The organism is Cupriavidus sp. DL-D2, from assembly GCF_039710735.1.
Taxonomy (GTDB): Bacteria; Pseudomonadota; Gammaproteobacteria; order Burkholderiales; family Burkholderiaceae; genus Cupriavidus.
The window spans coordinates 12,829-29,685 of sequence record NZ_JBDKXK010000071.1; the positions used below are offsets into that span (position 1 = coordinate 12,829).

General features: G+C 67.0%; 14 protein-coding genes. All 14 read left to right on the plus strand.

Features of this window, described 5'->3' with window-relative positions; translation table 11 throughout:
• Nucleotides 1-71 precede the first annotated feature (71 nt).
• The 14 genes from ABDB81_RS26420 to ABDB81_RS26485 all read left to right on the plus strand — a co-directional run bounded on the left by ABDB81_RS26420 (nt 72) and on the right by ABDB81_RS26485 (nt 16,746).
• Nucleotides 72-272, plus strand: a complete 201-nt coding sequence (locus tag ABDB81_RS26420) for a Flp family type IVb pilin (RefSeq protein ID WP_160474305.1) — start codon at nt 72-74, stop codon at nt 270-272.
• Between the two features lie 363 nt (nt 273-635).
• Entirely contained in the window at nt 636-1,097 is a 462-nt protein-coding gene (locus ABDB81_RS26425; RefSeq protein ID WP_137925482.1) for a TadE/TadG family type IV pilus assembly protein, read from the plus strand.
• A 66-nt stretch (nt 1,098-1,163) separates the two neighbouring features.
• Nucleotides 1,164-2,108 (plus strand): Flp pilus assembly protein CpaB, encoded by a 945-nt coding sequence (gene cpaB / locus ABDB81_RS26430; RefSeq protein ID WP_346814019.1) that lies wholly within the window; start codon nt 1,164-1,166, stop codon nt 2,106-2,108.
• Between the two features lie 49 nt (nt 2,109-2,157).
• On the plus strand, nt 2,158-3,546 hold the full coding sequence (locus ABDB81_RS26435) for a type II and III secretion system protein family protein (protein WP_346814024.1): 1,389 nt from the start codon (nt 2,158-2,160) through the stop codon (nt 3,544-3,546).
• Between the two features lie 36 nt (nt 3,547-3,582).
• Complete coding sequence (locus tag ABDB81_RS26440; RefSeq protein ID WP_137925485.1) at nt 3,583-4,803, plus strand: cellulose synthase operon protein YhjQ/BcsQ; 1,221 nt, start codon at nt 3,583-3,585, stop codon at nt 4,801-4,803.
• Nucleotide 4,804: 1 nt separating this feature from the next.
• Entirely contained in the window at nt 4,805-6,121 is a 1,317-nt protein-coding gene (locus ABDB81_RS26445; protein WP_137925486.1) for a CpaF family protein, read from the plus strand.
• Nucleotides 6,102-7,040, plus strand: a complete 939-nt coding sequence (locus ABDB81_RS26450; RefSeq protein WP_202126863.1) for a type II secretion system F family protein — start codon at nt 6,102-6,104, stop codon at nt 7,038-7,040. The genes ABDB81_RS26445 and ABDB81_RS26450 overlap by 20 nt, the downstream gene beginning before the upstream one ends.
• A 15-nt stretch (nt 7,041-7,055) precedes the next feature.
• Nucleotides 7,056-8,147 carry a type II secretion system F family protein gene (locus ABDB81_RS26455; RefSeq protein ID WP_171020414.1) on the plus strand — a complete coding sequence of 364 codons (1,092 nt, stop codon included), beginning with the start codon at nt 7,056-7,058 and terminating at the stop codon, nt 8,145-8,147.
• Complete coding sequence (locus tag ABDB81_RS26460; RefSeq protein ID WP_346814020.1) at nt 8,147-8,974, plus strand: tetratricopeptide repeat protein; 828 nt, start codon at nt 8,147-8,149, stop codon at nt 8,972-8,974. The genes ABDB81_RS26455 and ABDB81_RS26460 overlap by 1 nt, the downstream gene beginning before the upstream one ends.
• Complete coding sequence (locus ABDB81_RS26465; RefSeq protein WP_346814021.1) at nt 8,971-9,330, plus strand: DUF3613 domain-containing protein; 360 nt, start codon at nt 8,971-8,973, stop codon at nt 9,328-9,330. Before ABDB81_RS26460 ends, ABDB81_RS26465 begins: the two co-directional genes overlap by 4 nt.
• Nucleotides 9,331-9,343: 13 nt before the next feature.
• Nucleotides 9,344-11,044, plus strand: coding sequence for a TadG family pilus assembly protein (locus tag ABDB81_RS26470; protein WP_249359393.1), 1,701 nt, complete (start codon nt 9,344-9,346; stop codon nt 11,042-11,044).
• A 21-nt stretch (nt 11,045-11,065) separates the two neighbouring features.
• Entirely contained in the window at nt 11,066-12,433 is a 1,368-nt protein-coding gene (locus ABDB81_RS26475) for a sigma-54 dependent transcriptional regulator (protein ID WP_137925487.1), read from the plus strand.
• A gap of 117 nt (nt 12,434-12,550) precedes the next feature.
• Complete coding sequence (locus ABDB81_RS26480; protein ID WP_346814022.1) at nt 12,551-13,696, plus strand: exonuclease SbcCD subunit D; 1,146 nt, start codon at nt 12,551-12,553, stop codon at nt 13,694-13,696.
• Nucleotides 13,693-16,746, plus strand: coding sequence for an SMC family ATPase (locus tag ABDB81_RS26485; protein WP_346814023.1), 3,054 nt, complete (start codon nt 13,693-13,695; stop codon nt 16,744-16,746). The genes ABDB81_RS26480 and ABDB81_RS26485 overlap by 4 nt, the downstream gene beginning before the upstream one ends.
• The last annotated feature ends 111 nt before the right edge of the window (nt 16,747-16,857 follow it).

Below are 16,857 nucleotides of genomic sequence, written 5' to 3' on the forward strand. Positions count from 1 at the left end.
CAATCGGATTGGGGTCAGAAAGCACTGCTGGAATCCACTCAGGGGTAACTCACTTTTCGGGAGTGAACATCATGAAGCATCTGGCGCGCATCCACACCAACAAGCTCACCAAACGCACCCAGCGCGGTGCCACGGCTATCGAGTATGGCCTCATCGTCGGACTCATCGCACTCGGGGTAGTCACCGGTGCGACGAGCCTCGGCACGAATCTCGGCACGGGTTTCGACACACTCGCGACCAAGGTTTCAGGTTTGTTCGCCGCGAAGCCGTAGCAGGCGTCCCCAGGTACACCATTCGCTGACACACGGGTTGCAGTACCGTCCGCGGCTTCCGCTCGCGGCGGTGGCTGCTCGCGCCGTGCGTCCACACTGATCTCTACCGGCTGGCAACGGCACGCGGGGGCGGTTGCCGGACGGAAGAGTCTTGCAGCAAGGCAACTGAAGAAGTGGTAGCTCGGCACTGGCCGCAGGCAATCACGGACGGCCAGGCAAGGACAGTAAGAGTGGTTCCAAGTCGCGAAGCGTAGTGCGAGTACGCCCAATGGGCACACCGTCCCCGGGGCCGGCCATGCCGGCCCCGGCGGAACGGTGCCGGGTCGCCATCGGGTTGGCGCATCGAACATGTCTGGGTGAAGCATGGCATCACGGGGAAACGCGCATCGTCATCGCGACGACGGTGCCGTAGCGCTTGAGTTCGCATTGGTGTTTCCGCTCCTGCTGGCAGTGGTCCTGGGCATCGTCTATTACGGCGTGATCCTGGCCATGCAGCAGGTGCTTACGCTCGCCGCCGAGGAAGGTGCGCGGGCTGCCTTGCGTTATCCCCTCACAACGAACAACGGCACGCTGGCCGATACCGTGGCCCTGCGTGTTTCTGCCGCGGAACAGACGGCGCGCGGCACGCTGCCTGCCACCGTAGAGTCCAACCTGACCAAGGGTGCCGTGGCCCAGGCCGTGGCCTGCACCGCGCCCGCCGGGCAGCAATGTGTGCAGGTCACGCTGAACCTGCCGACCAATTCGCTGCTGCCGGTGATGCCATTCGTTCCCGTGCCTGCCTCGCTGACCGGGCAGGCCATCGTCCAGCTTTCTCCCGATACGTGAATTCATGGAGCCGCCTCGTTCGACGCGCACCGCGTTGCCTTCCAACACTTCGTACACGAGACCGACATGAGCAGTAAACAGATACGGATACTCGCCGTCGTCCTGCTGGTGCTGGCCGGACTGCTGGCGTTGATGGCCTGGCGCGTTGCACGGCATCAGCCGCTGCCCGCTGTCAGCACGGAGCAAGCGGCCTCGCACGCGGTGGTGGTCACCACGCGCGCGGTAGAAGCGGGCAAGCCGCTGCCGGCCGATGCGCTGACCGTGATGCAGTTGCCGATGGACCCGGCAGGCGGCTATCGAGACATCTCGCGCGTGGCGGGACAGGTGCCGCTGGTCAATCTCGGCGCCCATGTGCCCGTGCTCGAAAGCCAGTTGCTGGCAGGACTGGCGCGGCAGATTCCCGAGGGCGACCGCGCGTTGGCCGTGGCGGTGGATGAAGTGGTGGGCGTGGGCCACCAGGTGCAGCCGGGCGATTTCGTGGATGTGTTCGTGATCCTGCGTCGCGACAGCCAGGAAATCACCGACAGCCAGACCCGGCTGCTGCTCTCGCACCTGCGCGTGCTGGCTTACGGCGCGGGTGCGGTGAACGAATCGGCCAAGGCGCAGGGCGAACAGATGATGGCGCGGCGTGAAGGGGCCAAGACGGCGGTGCTGTCGGTGCCGGTGGATCAGGTGGGCAAGCTCGCGATGGCGCAGCAGGCCGGCCGCTTGATCCTGGCGCTGCGCAATCCAAAGGATGAATCGGTGCCGAGCGAAGGCATGTACAGCGAGCCGCCGCCCGTGTTGCAGGCCCGCGCGGGTGTGCCGCCGCCTGCGGAGCGTGCGCCGGTGGACAGGGCCATGGCGGGCGTGAGCCTGGCGGGGCTGGTGGGCAGCGATGCATCGCGTCCCGCCGCAGCAGGCGTGCGGCAGGTATCGGCGCCGGTGCAGACGCCGATGGCACGACGCGATAACCCGGACAACCGCAGCGGCGTGGAAGTGATCCGCGCTGGCAAGCGAGACATCGAATAACGGACCACACGGCATGAGCAAACTGATCGAAGACCGTGTTGTGGCGCGCATGCGCAAGAAGACGAATGCCCTGGCATGGGCCGCGCTGATGGCGCTGGCGGCGGCCTCGGCCCTCACCATGCGTCCGGCCGACGCGCAACTTGCCACGGATGCGCCGCCGGTGGCATCCACGACCTCCATCCGCACGCTGCGCCTGATGGCCGGCGCGCAGCAGGAGATCCGGCCCGGCCAGGCGCTGGAGCGTGTGGCGGTGGGCAATCCGGCGGTGGCCGATGCGCTGCTGCTGAAGAACAAGGGCGGCGTGCCGACGGTGCTTGTGGTGGCGAAGAAGCCGGGCACCACGGACCTGATGCTCTGGACCCGCAACGGACCGCCCGTGAGCTACACGGTACAGGTGGATGCCGTGGCGCAGGATGCGGGCGGCGCAAAGATCGAGACGTCCGCTGCCGGTGCCACGATCAGCGGCGAGTCGCCAAACTCCGCGGCTGCCGCGCGTGCGCAGATGGCAGCGCGTGCGGCGGTGGCCGGCGCCGATGGCAAGGGCGGCGTGGTTGTGGATCGGTCCATCGTGCCGGTATCGGGCACGGTGCAGGTCGATGTGAAAGTCGTGGAGATCAGCCGCACCGTGCTGAAGGAGGTGGGACTGAACTTCCTGCGCAGCAAGAACGGTTTCGCGTTCGGCTCGTTCAGCCCGTCGTCGCTGACCAAGGCGGACAACATCACGATGCCGAATCCGGTGATCGAGACCGTGTCGCCCATCAGCAGCGCGTTCAACCTCGTCGCGGCGTCGGCATCGAAAGGCATTTTCGCGAACCTGAGCCTGCTGGAGTCCAACGGTCTGGTGCGCGTGCTGGCGGAGCCGAGTCTTGTTGCGCTGTCGGGCCAGAGTGCGAGTTTCCTCGCCGGTGGCGAAATCCCGATTCCCGTGCCGCAGGCGCTGGGCACGACGACGATCCAGTTCAAGCCGTTTGGTATCGGTTTGACGGTGTCGCCCACGGTGTTGTCCAGCGATCGCATCGCGTTGAAGGTGGCGCCCGAGGCAAGCGATCTCGATCCGTCGCGCGGCATCTCGATCAATGGCGCATCGGTGCCGGCCATCGTCACGCGGCGCGCTGACACGATGATCGAACTGGGCGATGGAGAGAGCTTTGTGATCGGCGGGCTGGTCAGCCGCAACACGGTGAGCAACGTGAGCAAGGTGCCGTTCCTGGGAGACCTGCCCGTGCTGGGTGCGTTCTTCAAGAACCTGAATTTCCACCAGGAGGACCGCGAACTGATGATCGTGGTGACGCCGCATCTGGTGAAGCCGCTGGCCCGCGATTCGCAGGCGGCGGCCAACGTGGCCAACGACGGCCGCACGACGTCGAGCCCCAACGTCTGGGGCCGCTTCGTGATGGGCGAGTACGTAGACCGGACACTGCCGGGATTCTCCCGGTAACCGTCAACTGCATGGCTGATGGAGCGAGACAGGCGGATGGATGACTTTCTGCTGAACACCACGCACGAGGAAGTGCGCCACTGGCTGGGCCACGCGCTCCAGGGTGCTGGCAGGCTCGTCGCCGAGGATGGCGCACAGGAGGCGTTCATCGACCAGATCGGCGCGCTGCGCCCGGGGCTGGTCTTCCTCGACTTCACGGCGGCACACGCGAGCGCGTCGGCGCGGCTGGCCGAACAGGTAGTGCGGCTGTTTCCGCAACTGCCGATGGTGGCGGTGGGCCATGCGGCCGAATCCGAGACCATGCTCACGGCGATGCGCGCCGGCGTGCGCGATTTCATCGACCTGCGCGGCGCACCCGCACAGGCCACGGCCGCCGTGAAGCGGCTGGTGGTGCCGCGCGCCCAGGTGCGTGCCGTGACGCACAAGGATCGGCACGGCAAGGTAGTGGCGCTGCTCGGCGCACGGCCCGGTGTGGGCGTGACGAGTCTCGCGGTCAACCTTGCCGCGGCGGTGCGGCAGCGGCAGGACGCAGAAGTGCTGCTGCTCGATCTTGGACTGCCCGCACGCGATGGCGCGCTGTACCTCAACATCGCGCCGGAATTCCATTTCGTGGAGGCCGTGCGCAATGTGCGCCGCTTCGATCATGTGTTCGTGCAGACGGCGCTCGCGCGCCACGCCAACGGCGTGTCCGTGCTGCCGCTGCCGGCCACGCTGGCCGAACTGCGCGACATCTCGTACTCCGAAGCCCTCACGCTGTTCGACCGCCTGCGCGCGTTCTTCGATCTTCAGGTGATCGACCTCGGCGGCTTCACCAATGCGGAGTTCATGGCACAGATCGTCAAGGCGGCCGATGCCGTGGTGCTGGTGGCCGAGCAGAGCGTGGGCGCGATCGTGTCCGCAGCCGAAGTCGTGCAGGAGTTGCACAAGCGCGAAGTGGAGCGGCAGGACATGCATCTGCTGGTCTCGCGTTTCGATCCCGAGTTGGGCGTGGAGGCGCAGCAGATCGCCGAGCGCATCGGTGTGTCGAGCGTTGGGACGCTGCCCGACCGGCGCGCGGCGCTGCTGCAGGCCGCCAATCGTGGCGTGGTGCTGGCCGACGAGGCACCCGCCGATCCCTACGTGCGCGCCCTGGGCGCGTTGATGGAGCGGCTGGGATACCACGCCGGACAACTGTCCGAGCGCGGCATCCTGGCACGGATCAAGGACAAACTGCCCGATGCGCTGCGTGTGGCGCGCACTGCCCGGGCCGGGAACTGACATGACCGACGCGATTGAATTCTCGGACAACACCGCCGCTCCGTTTCCTGTTTCGCAGGAGTTCCACAAGATCAAGGAGGCCGCGCACGAGCACCTGCTCACCCGCATCGAGGAACTGGGCGCGGAGTTCGGGCGATGGTCGCGCGCGGCCATCCAGCGCTTTGTCGATCTGGAGCTGGAGAGCTTCACGCGCTTGCGCCGCATCCCGATCAACGAGGCGGAACTGAAGCAGATCTCCGAGGCCCTGACCAAGGAGCTGGCGGGCTTCGGTCCCATCGAGGATCTGCTGCACGATCCCGCCGTGGAAGACATCCTCGTCAACGGCCATCACGACGTGTACGTGTCGCGCCATGGCGTGCTGGAGCGCATACCGGTGCGCTTCGCGGACAACGGCCACTTGCTGCGCATCGTGCGTCGCATCCTGGCGCCGATTGGCCGCCGGCTGGACGAGTCGAACCCGATGGTCGATGCGCGTCTGCCCGACGGGGGCCGCATCAACGTGATCATTCCGCCGCTGGCATTGGCCGGCCCCGTGGTCTCGATTCGCAAGTTCCGCAAGGACCCGCTCACGCCCGCAGACCTGCAGGGGCTTGGCACGATGAGCCCGGAGATCACCGAACTGCTCGAAGCCGCCGTGCGGGCGCGCTGCAACATCCTGGTGAGCGGCGGCACAAGTTCGGGCAAGACCTCGCTGCTCAACGCGCTGGCCACGTTCATCCCCGTCACCGAGCGCGTGATCACGATCGAGGACACGGCCGAGTTGGCACTGAACCATCCGCACGTGGTGCGGCTGGAGAGCCGGCCCGGCGGCTTCGAGGGCACGGGCACGGTGACGATTCGCGACCTGCTGCGCAACAGCCTGCGGATGCGGCCGGACCGCATCATCGTGGGCGAAGTGCGCGGCGGCGAGGTGCTGGAGATGCTGCAGGCGATGAGCACGGGGCACGATGGCTCGATGGGCACCATCCACGCGAGCAGTCCGCGCGAATGCCTGTACCGGCTGGAGATGCTGGCGGGCTTTGCAGGCTTCCAGGGCAGCGAGGTGAGCCTGCGCCGCCAGATCGCCAACGCGGTGGATTTCATCGTGCAGATCGGGCGGCTGTCGAGTGGCCGGCGTCGCATCGTGTCGATCACCGAGGTCACAGGGCTGGGGGACAACATCATCTCCACGCAGGAGCTGTATCGGCACGAGCCCGTGCAGAACCCGGACGGCACCGAGACCGATCGCTGGCAGGCGCTCGGCATCCTGCCGCATTCGCCCAAGCTGGCGCGCTTGCGCCCGGCCGGCTTCGCGCTGGATGACCGCTTTGATCTCTAGCGCCAGCCTCCTCATCGCCGCGTGTGCCCTGGTGCTGCTGGGGCTGGGCCTGCTGATGCTGGCCACGGCGCGCGCGCGCGGCCACGCCGAACACGCGCGTGCGCACCTGACGGCGCAGACCGAGCAGGTCCGTGCGCGCTACGCCGTGGCGTCGGAGCCGGCACAGCCGGGCACGACGCGCGACCTGCGCCGCCGCTGGACGGAACTGCTGCGCCGCGCCGACCTGACACCGGCACGTGGCACCTACCTGCGCTGGGGCGCGCCGCCGCTGATACTGGTGCTGATCGGCGCGCTGGCGGGTGGCCTGATCGGCGCGGTGTCGATGTTGCTGACCGGCGGGGCGCTGCTCGTGTTCGTGCTGTCGATGCGCATTCGCCGCATCAAGGACAAGATGCTGCGCCAGTTGCCCGGCTTTCTCGATGGCGTGGTGCGGTTGATGACCATCGGCAGCAGTGTGCCGGCAGCGTTCCAGAACTCCGTAGCCAATACCGAGCCGCCTTTGCGCCAGTGTCTGGTGCAGGCCATCCATCTGCAGCGTGCGGGCAAGGAACTCGATCAGGCGGTGCTGCACGTAGGACGCGCGTACCGGCTCGACGAACTGGTCATTGTGTCGTCCGTGCTGCGGCTGTCGCAACGCTATGGCGGACGGGCCGACGTGGTCATGGAGCGCACGGCCACATTCATGCGCGACCGGGAGGAAGCGCAGCGTGAACTGCTGGCGTTGTCGGCAGAGACGCGCCTCTCGGCATGGGTGCTGGGGCTGTTGCCGCTGGTGGTGGCGGGCGGGTTGTTCGTGATGAATGCGGGCTACATCATGCTGATGTGGCGCGATCCGTCGGGCCGTTCGATGCTGATCGGCGCGGGCATGCTGGAGATCATCGGCGTGCTGCTGCTGTACCGGCTGGCAAAGTCGATCTAGGGGCGCGCGATGCAGATCGAACTCTCGCTCCTGGTGTCTGCCAGCCTGTTCGTCGCAGCCGGTGCGCTCGCGCTGCTGGCGTGGCCGCTGATGCAGCAGTGGCGGCAGCGGCGGACGGCCACGCGCACGATCGATGCCGCACTGCAAAGGCAGGCAGCGCACGTAGCGCAGGTTGCGCAGGCTGCGGCCGGCGCAGCGCCGGCAGTCACGATGCCTTCATCGCCTGCCACGACCTCGGCAGCGCAGACGCCGCAGATGTCTGCCCGCGCCGCGTCGGCGGCTGCGGCCATTGCAAAGGGCGCCACGCCTGGTGCTCCCGCCTCGCTCGGCACGAAGATCGGTGCCGAATTCGGCGAGCGCTTCAACCAGCGCTGGCTGGAGTCGCGGCTCGGGCGCGCGGTGGTCACGCAGGAAGAGCAGTTGCTGCTGGAGCAGAGCGGCTTCTACGGCGTGCAGCCGCGTGCGGTGTTCGGGGGCATTCGCGTGCTGGTGCCCACTGTGCTGGCCGTGTGCGTATTTGCGTGGCGGATCGACAAGGGACTGATGCCGGCTTTGGTGTCGGCGTTCGTTGCGTTCGCATTGCTGTTCCTGCTCCCCAAGTTCATCCTGCGGCGCCGCGTGCGCAACCGCGTGGCACAGGTGGCGGAAGAACTGCCGGTGCTGATCGACATGCTGCGGTTGCTGCAGGGCGTGGGATTGTCGATCGACCAGAGCCTGCAGATCATCGTGGTGGAGTTCGGCACGATGCTGCGCGTGCTGGGTCCGGAATTGCAACGCGCCAACCAGCAGTTTGCATCGGGCCGCTCGCGGGAGCAGACGTTGATGCGGATTGGCAAGCTGTTCGATGACGAGGACCTCAAGAGCCTGATCACGCTGTTGACGCAGGTGGATCGCCACGGCGGCGCGGTGCAGGAGCCGCTGAGGCAGTTTGGCGAGCGACTGCAAGTGGCACGCAAGGCGCGCCTGAAGGACAAGATCGGCCGGCTCACCGTCAAGATGACCGGCGTGATGGTGGTCAGCCTGCTGCCGGTGCTGCTGATCCTGACAGCGGGCCCCGGTTTCCTGGGCGTGATACGCATGCTTTCGCGCATGAACGGAGGACATTGATGACGCAACAGATCACGGCGCCGTGGTTGTTGGCTGCGCTGGCCGCATTGATGGCCACGCTCGTGCTGGGCGGCTGTGCCACGCCACCCGGCAGTGCCGACGCACTGGCACGCCAGACCGAGGCGCAGATCGAACTTGCGCGCCTGCAGGAGAAGGAGGCACGCGCCGAGTACAACGACCAGGGCGTGTACCTGGGATTGATCGGCCGCATGCAGCAGGAGGGGATGTATTACGCGTCGCTGGCCCACGTCGACGCGTTTCAGAAGAAGTTCGGCAGCAACACCGCGCTGCAGGTCCTGCGCGCCGATGCGTTACGCGAGACGGGTCAGGATGACGCGGCGCTGCAGGCTTATCGCGACCTGCTGAACACGGATCGCGCCGCGCGTGCACGCCATGGCATGGGTCTGGTGCTGGGCCGGCAGGGCGATTTCATGCGCGCCGCCGTGGAGTTGCGGCAGGCCGCCGCGCTCGATCCCGTCAATGCACAGGTTGCCAACGATCTCGGATACGCGTTGATGCGCGGCGGCGCCCTGCAGGAGGCGCGCGTGCCGGTGATGCAGGCGCTGGAACTCGATGCCAACAATCCGCGCGCCATCAGCAATGCGGTGGTGTGGATGCTGGCCACGGGCAAGCGCTCGGAAGCCAACGCGATGATGCAGCGCGCGGCAATGCCGGAGCCGACGCGCGCCGCCGTGCGCAAGGAAGCGGATCGCGTGGCAAAGGCCGCGCAACAGCGCGAGAAAGCCGCGCCGCGCGGCACCGCCAGCGCGGTAGTGAATTCACATGCCACGCAAGCCGTGGCGCTCAACGCAGGAGCCCGGCCATGAGGCATGTATCGATTCTCGCGAAACTTGCGGTAACCGTGGCGATGGCCGCCGCATCGCTGGCAGCAGGCGCACAGACCACACAAGCGCCACAGACGGAAACGATGCCCGACGCATCGGCCAGCCAGTATCGGCCCAACGATGTGCCGGTTGGCGACACCACGCGCAACCTGCTCGCCATCCAGCGCAGCGGTGCGCAGGCGGGCAAGATGCTGCCGATGACCGGCGAGCAGGCGGCACTCGGTTATGCGCGATACATGCAGAGCTTCAACTACGCGCTGCCGGAATATTTCACCAGCCAGTCCACGGGCAGCCCATTGCGCAGCGGCTCGGCAGCCCAGTCCATCAACGGGCGGTAGCCAGAGACGCGCCATGGTCCGCCCCGCCGTTCTCCAAGCTCAGCAACGCGGTGCCATCAGCGTGATGGCGGCGGTGCTGATTGCCACCATCGCCATCGGTGCGCTGGTGTCGATCGATGTCGGCTATGTGTTCTACAGCCAGCGGCAGTTGCAGAAGACGGTGGATCTCGCGGCGTTGTCTGGCGCGCAGCAACTGAAACGGGCTGACGACCTGGCCACTACCTCGACCAATGTCCTGGCGTCCGTCAGTGCGGCGGCAAGCCAGAACGGATACGGCAGTGCCGTTGCGGCCAACTGCGCCGATGCAGCGGTTGGCGCAGCGGATGGCATGCGTACCTGCCTGGGCCTGTGGGACCCCGCCAATCCGGACAATGGTGACAGCGTGCGGCACTTCACGGGCGCGTACGACGCCGCCCTGGTCTCTCCCAATGCGGTACGCGTGCAGGCCACGCATACCGTGCCGATGATGTTCGTGCTGCCGGGCGGACAGTCGCGGCAACTGCGGGCCGAGGCGATCGCGGCGGGGAGTCCGCCGGTAGCGTCGCTGTCGCTTGGTAGCGGGCTATTGAACCTGAGCACGGCCAGCAGCGTGCTGGGGCTGCTACTGGGCAACACGGTCAACCTTTCGATAGCAGACTGGAATGGGCTGGCGAACGCCAATGTCACGCTGGAGCAGTTGCGCCTCAGGCTCGGTGCCGGGACGGTCGATCAACTACTGAACACCACGTTGTCGATCCAGGACTTTTATGCGCTGGTGCTGAACGCCGCGAGCAAGCAGGCGCTGCTTGGTGCCGCGCTGGGCAGCCCCGTGACGCAGCTTGGACTCAATGGCATCGGTACGAAGCTGACGTTGCAGCAGTTGCTCGATTTAGGCGTGCTGACGCCTGCGGCATCGTCGGCGGCGGAAGTGGGGCTGAATGTGGCGTCGCTGCTGACGGCTGCGGCGTATGTGGCGCGGGGGACCGATGCGGTGGCGTTGAACGTGCCGAATCTCAACCTCAATATCGGCATAGCGAAGACGTCGGCGACGGCGGCCATGACCGTTATTCAGCCGCCGCAAGTTGCCGTAGGTCCCGCACGCCAGTTGCCCGATGGCACGTGGCGGACTACGGCGAGTGCTGCGCAATTGGGTCTCAATCTCAATGTGAACGCTACTGTAGACCTGCTCTTGTTGAAGGCGGAGGTGAATCTGCCGGTATTGGCCAGGGCGGCCACGGCACAGGCCGATCTCACGGCGCTACAGTGCGCCGCGCAGCCTTCGCAGCGGCGGGCCACGGTCAATGTCTCGACAAAGCTGCTGGACGCCTGCATGAGCGAAGATGGCCGTCAATGCTCCAACAAGTCTGTGGGCATCGCCAAGGTCTACTTGCTGGGCGCGCAGGTCACCGGTGTGACAGCGCACCCGACCACGCCCAATCCGGCTTGGCAGTCGTCCAGCCAAATCACCCTTGCGCCGGGCGGCAGCGCCCAGTTGTCGTCGAATACGGCGCTCGCCGGGGCGGTGGACTCGCTACTAAAGAATCTCAATCCGACGCTGGATACCCCGGTGGCCAACCTGAAACTTGGCGATCTGTTGGACGCGTTGCTGTCTCCAGTCATCGGGTTGCTAAGCCTCGTGGTGGATTTTCTTGCCAACACCCTCGGCATCAACCTCGCCAACGCCGACCTGCAAGTCAACAGCATCGATTGCAACAACGCCGAACTGGTGTACTGAACCGAATTGAACTGAACCATCATGAAAGCAGAGCGCTGGGCTTACGAGACCCTCGAGGTCTATGTCTGGGAGGGCCAGTACGAGATTGCCGATCGCGTGGCGCGCTTCCTGACGCCGCTGGGCGCCGAAGTGATTCGCGCCGGGGCGCTCGATGCGCTGCCGCCCGGCGAGGCGCGTGCAAAGCCGTGCATCGCGGTGATCAGCGCGTCGGTCATCGGGTCCGCCAAGTTCACGCTGGACGGGGAGGCCGCGCACGGCATGCCTGTGATCTGGGTGGGCGCGCCGGACCGCGAGACCGATCCCGGTCGCTTTCCGGCCGAGTACGCGCACATCCTGCCGCACGACTTTACGGGCGCGGATTTGCGCACGCAGATCGCCAAGCTGATGCCGCAACTGCTGGCGGCGGCGGAGTCGCGTCCCGACGTGGCGGATCTTGTGGCGGGTTCGCCCGCGATGCTGCAACTGCTGGAGCAGGTGGATACGTTCGCGCGCTTCGACAGCAACGTCATGCTCTATGGCGAGACCGGCGCGGGCAAGGAGCGCATCGCGCGGCTGTTCCATGAGCGCAACGGCACCTATGGCAAGGGCCCGTTCGTGGCGGTGAACTGCGGGGCGATTCCGGACGGGCTGTTCGAGTCGCAGTTCTTCGGCCATGCCAAGGGTGCGTTCACGGGCGCAATGTTCGCGCATCGCGGCTACTTCGAGCAGGCCACGGGTGGCACGCTGTTCCTCGACGAAATCGGCGACCTGCCGATGTTCCAGCAGGTCAAGCTGCTGCGCGTGCTGGAAGAAAACGCGCTGACGCGGCTCGGCTCCACGATGGCCGTGAAGCTCGACTTCCGGTTGGTAGCTGCTACCAACAAGGATCTCCGCGAAGCCGTGAGTCAGGGACGCTTCCGCGCCGACCTGTACTTCCGGCTGGCCGTGATCGAGTTGCGCATTCCGACGCTGGAAGAACGCGGCCCGGCAGACAAGGTGGGGCTGCTGCAGTCGTTCCTGCGCCACATGATCGGTGCGGCCACGTACGATGCGCTGCCACCGATGCCGGACTGGCTCAAGGGCGCCGTGGGGACCGCGTTCTTCATCGGCAATGTGCGCGAGCTGCGCAACCTGGCTGAACGCGTGGGCATCACGGTGCAGCACTGTGGCGAGTGGGACGAGGAACGCATCCGCCCGTTGTTTCGCGCCCTGCGTCCTGGCGCATTCGATGGCACCGAGCGCGCCGATCCGCGTGGCGATGCCGAGGAACGGCGTCGCATCATCGCGGCGCTCGATGCCAATGGCTGGCGGCGTCAGGACACGGCGGCCTGCCTGGGCATCAGCCGCAAGGTGCTCTGGGAAAAGATGCGCAAATTCCAGATTGCGGACAGTGAAGCGGAGCCAGTCTGAGGGGCGCGCCGGCCCGGCGACGTTATGATGCGGGACCGCGCGGCATTGCCGTGCCTGCTGCGCCACTGCGCCCGCCGTTGCGCCCACCGTTGCGCCACTACGCCCCAAGGAACCGAATTGCGTTTTCTGCACACCGCCGACTGGCATCTGGGTCGGCTTTTCCATGCCCGCAGCCTGATCGAGGATCAGGCTTATGTGCTCGACCAGTTCGTCACGCTCGTTCGTGACGTGCGTCCCGACGCCGTGCTGATTGCCGGCGATGTCTATGACCGTGCCGTTCCGCCGCCCGAGGCCGTGGCACTGCTGGACGACGTGCTGGCCCGCATCGTGATTGGCGAGGGCGTGCCCGTGGTGATGATCGCCGGCAACCACGATAGCGCGCAGCGGATCGATTTCGGCGCGCGCCTGATGGCGGGGCGCGGATTGCATGTTGCGGGCCGCGTCGGTGCGGCCACCACCTGCGTGACGCTGAGCGATGCGCATGGGGACGTCCGCATCTACGCGCTGCCTTACGCGGAACCCGCCGTGGTGCGCGATGCGCTGGGCGTTGACCTGTCATCGCACGAGGCCGCGCTAGGCGCGCAACTGGATGCTATCCGCGCGGACCACCCGGCGGGTGTGCGATCCGTGGCGGTCGCCCATGCCTTTGTGGTGGGCGGCGCGGTCAGCGAATCGGAGCGTCCGCTGTCGGTGGGCGGCAGCGGTGCGGTGGCTGCCGAACTGTTCCATGGGTTCGATTTCGTGGCGCTCGGTCACCTGCACCGGCCCCAGACCATTGGCGGGCGGGTGCATTATTCAGGCTCGCTGCTCAAGTATTCGCTGTCGGAAGCCGATCACAGCAAGAGCGTGTCGCTGATCGAACTCGACGAGGCCGGCGGTGTGCGCATCGAACAGATGGCCTTGCAACCGCGCCGCAACCTGCGCATTCTGAACGGGGAGCTGGCGGCGTTGATCGCGGCCGGTGCCGGAGACGCGCACCGCGACGACTATGTCCACGCCGTGCTGACCGATATCGGCGCGCTGCTGGACCCCATGGCGCGGCTGCGCGAGGTGTACCCCAACGCGCTGGCCATCGAACGCGCCATCCTCGCACGCAGTGGGCAGGCGGGCGAGGCCGGGCGCCAGCTTCGCGAACTCGACACAGGTAGTCTGTTCGCCAATTTTTTCCGCGAAGTGTCTGACGCGGACCTGAACGGCGACCAGCGCCGCGCACTCGACGATCTGCTCGCGAGCCTGGAGGCATCGGAAAGGGAATCGGCATGAAACCGCTTTACCTGAAGCTGCAGGCGTTCGGACCGTTCGCCGCCACGGAAACCATCGACTTCACCCAGCTGGGTGATCAGGCATTCTTCCTGATCCACGGCCCCACGGGCGCAGGCAAGACCACGCTGCTCGATGCCATCTGCTTTGCGCTCTACGGCGATACGTCGGGTGGCGAGCGTAGTCCGCAGGACATGCGCAGTGCGAACGCCGACCCCGCGCTGCGCACGGAGGTCACGCTGGAGTTCGCGCTGGGATCGATGCACTACCGCGTCACGCGATCGCCCACGCAGGATCGGCCCAGCCAGCGCGCGGCGGGTGGGTTCGTCAAGGAGACGCCCAAGGCCCAGCTCGACGTGCAGCTCGACGGCGCGTGGAAGAGCCACGCCAGCCAACCCAACCGGGTGAGCGATGCCGTGCGCGACCTGCTCGGCTTCGACAGCGCGCAGTTCCGGCAGGTCATCGTGCTGCCGCAGGGGCGCTTCCGCGAACTGCTGACGGCGGATTCGCGCGCGCGCCAGAACATTCTGGAGCGACTGTTCCACACCGAGCTCTATCGCCGCGTGGAGGAACTGCTCAAGGAGCAGGCCGCTGGCATCCGCCGCGAAGCAGAGAACATCACGCTGCGGCGCAAGGCGCTGCTGGACCAGTACAAGATGGAATCGGTCGAGGTCATGGCCGGCCAGATCGGCGCACTGCAGGAGACATTGATCGAACTGCTGCGCCGTGAGGATATGGCGCGCGCCGCCAGCGAGGCCGCGCAGGCGTCGCTGTGCCGCGGCGAACTGGAGAGCACGCAGATCCAGGCGTGGCGCGAGGCCGAAGGCGTTCACGCGGTGTTGTCCGCAAAGGTGTCTGCCGTGGATGCCGATCGCACGCGTCTGCAGGCTGCGCGGCGCGCGGCGACTGTCACGCCGACCGTGCAGCATCTTGGGTCCGCGCAGCAGGAGCGTGTGGAGGCTGTCTCCGCACTGGCACGCGCCGAAGCGTCGGCAGCAGGTGCCGCGCAGGCCGCCGATGCCGCCGCGCGCACACTGCAGGCAGAGCAGGCCCGCCACGGCGCACGCCTGGCCGCGCAGCGCACCGTCACCACGCTCGAGAATCTGTTGCCGCAGGCGTGCAAGCTTGGCGTGCTGCGCAATGCCGTGGCGCAGGCTGGGACGGAACTGGCGATGTCGCAGGCCGCCTGCACCAAGAAGGTGGAGCAGTTCCAGACGGCCACCGCCGCACTGAAAACCATCGAAGCCGACGCCGAACACGCCCGTGCAGCCAGTGCGGGACTGCAGGCATTGGAGTTGCGCATCGCCCATGCCCGCGAGCGCGCCGCGCGCATCGGCAAGTGCCGGCAGATCGAGGCCGGACTGGCTCCGCTGAGACAGGCACTGCTGGGTGCCGCCACCCTCAAGCGCACGGCAACCGAGGCGCGTGATGCGGCGCGGGCCGCCGTGCAGCAGGCCGAGGTCGACTGGCGATTTGGGCAGGCCGCGCGGCTCGCGGCTGGGTTGCGCCGGGGCGAGCAGTGCCCGGTCTGCGGCGGCAAGGACCACCCCGCACTGGCGCAACAGACGCTGGCGCTGGTGAGCGATGACGATCTGGATACCGTGCGCGCCACGCTGCGGCAGGCGGAAGACAAACTGGCCGAAGCGGTAGCGGCGCATCAGCAGGCCGACACACAGGTGCAGCAGGCGCAGGCGCGGCTCGCAGACTTGTCCGAGGCCGCTGGAGATGTTTCGGATGCTGGCGCGCAGGCGCTGGATGCGGAAGTCGCCGCGCTGGCGCAGTCCGTTGCCGTGGCCGCGCAGGCGGCAAAGCGCGCCGAGACGCTGGTCGCACAACTCGCGCAGGCCCGGACGCATCGCGAGGCATCGGAGGCCGCCGCACAGGCTGCCGATCATGCCGTGCGGGTCGCCGTGGCCCAACACGCGCGCCTCGAAGGGGAATGGCAGGCCCAATGCGAGCAGGTGCCCGAAGAATCGCGCGATCCCGATGTCATGCGCGCCACGCTGGAGGCCGCGCGTCGCGAGGCAGGCGCACTGGAAGCAGCGCTACAGGCCGCACAGGGAGCCGAGCGAGATGCCGTAGCCTTGCGTGCCGCCACGGCAGCGGCGCTGGCATCGGCCAATGCGGGGCTAGCGCAAGCCGACGCGCGACAAGCCCAACGCGAGGGCGCGTTGGCCGAGGCATTGCAGGCCGCGGCTTTCGCCGATCTCGATGCCTATCGCGCGGCATGCCTGCCCGACGACGAACTGGCGGCGCTGGACGAGTCCATCCGCGTGTTCGATGTGGAGTTGGCCAAGGCTACCGAATGGCGCGCCCGCACGGCCGCCATCGCGCAGCCTTTGCAGACACCAGACCTGCCCGCGCTGCTGGCCACGCGCGACGAGGGCGCGGTCCGGCTGGAAGCCGCTATCCGCGAGCGCAGCGAAGTGGCCGCCCAGCGCGATGCGCTGCTGCATTGCAAGGGTCAGGTCGATTCGCTGGCGGCGGAAGGCCGCGAGGTGGAGACGCGCTACGCGGTGCTCGGCCGCCTGTCCGAAGTGGCCAACGGCAACAATCCGCGCCGCATGACCTTCCAGCGCTTTGTGCTGGCCACGCTGCTCGACGAGGTGCTCGAGGCGGCCACGCTGCGGCTGATGCGCATGAGCCGAGGCCGCTACGCATTGCAGCGCGTGCGCGAGCAGGGCGACCAGCGTGTGGCGGGCGGACTCGAACTGGAAGTCTTCGATCACGATACCGGCGCCACGCGCCCGGCCAATACGCTGTCTGGCGGAGAAGGCTTCCTGGCCTCGCTGTCGCTGGCGCTGGGACTGGCAGACGTGGTGCAGTCGCGCGCCGGCGGCATGCAACTCGACACCCTGTTCGTGGACGAAGGCTTTGGCACGCTCGATCCCGAAAGCCTCGATTTTGCGATCCGCACCTTGCTGGATCTGCAGCAGGCCGGGCGCCTGGTGGGAATCATTTCCCACGTGACGGAGCTGCGGGAACGGATCGATGTAAGGCTGGAAGTCAGGCCGGGGGTGAGTGGGAGCCAGGCGGTGTTGAGGATGCCTTGACGTCCGTTGTCTCGCTCTGTTGTTGCTCCCCTCTCCCGCCTAATCTTTCTCCCCTCTCCCGCTTGCGGTGTATAGCCCGGACACATAGGTAACACCTGTTCGGAGACATGG

Excerpts from the sequence above, each read along its gene's own strand:
- ABDB81_RS26420 (WP_160474305.1), top strand. The coding sequence starts at position 72 with ATGAAGCATCTGGCGCGCATCCACACCAACAAGCTCACCAAACGCACC.
- ABDB81_RS26425 (WP_137925482.1), top strand. The coding sequence starts at position 636 with ATGGCATCACGGGGAAACGCGCATCGTCATCGCGACGACGGTGCCGTA.
- cpaB (WP_346814019.1), top strand. The coding sequence starts at position 1,164 with ATGAGCAGTAAACAGATACGGATACTCGCCGTCGTCCTGCTGGTGCTG.
- ABDB81_RS26435 (WP_346814024.1), top strand. The coding sequence starts at position 2,158 with ATGCGCAAGAAGACGAATGCCCTGGCATGGGCCGCGCTGATGGCGCTG.
- ABDB81_RS26440 (WP_137925485.1), top strand. The coding sequence starts at position 3,583 with ATGGATGACTTTCTGCTGAACACCACGCACGAGGAAGTGCGCCACTGG.
- ABDB81_RS26445 (WP_137925486.1), top strand. The coding sequence starts at position 4,805 with ATGACCGACGCGATTGAATTCTCGGACAACACCGCCGCTCCGTTTCCT.
- ABDB81_RS26450 (WP_202126863.1), top strand. The coding sequence starts at position 6,102 with ATGACCGCTTTGATCTCTAGCGCCAGCCTCCTCATCGCCGCGTGTGCC.
- ABDB81_RS26460 (WP_346814020.1), top strand. The coding sequence starts at position 8,147 with ATGACGCAACAGATCACGGCGCCGTGGTTGTTGGCTGCGCTGGCCGCA.
- ABDB81_RS26465 (WP_346814021.1), top strand. The coding sequence starts at position 8,971 with ATGAGGCATGTATCGATTCTCGCGAAACTTGCGGTAACCGTGGCGATG.
- ABDB81_RS26470 (WP_249359393.1), top strand. The coding sequence starts at position 9,344 with ATGGTCCGCCCCGCCGTTCTCCAAGCTCAGCAACGCGGTGCCATCAGC.
- ABDB81_RS26475 (WP_137925487.1), top strand. The coding sequence starts at position 11,066 with ATGAAAGCAGAGCGCTGGGCTTACGAGACCCTCGAGGTCTATGTCTGG.
- ABDB81_RS26485 (WP_346814023.1), top strand. The coding sequence starts at position 13,693 with ATGAAACCGCTTTACCTGAAGCTGCAGGCGTTCGGACCGTTCGCCGCC.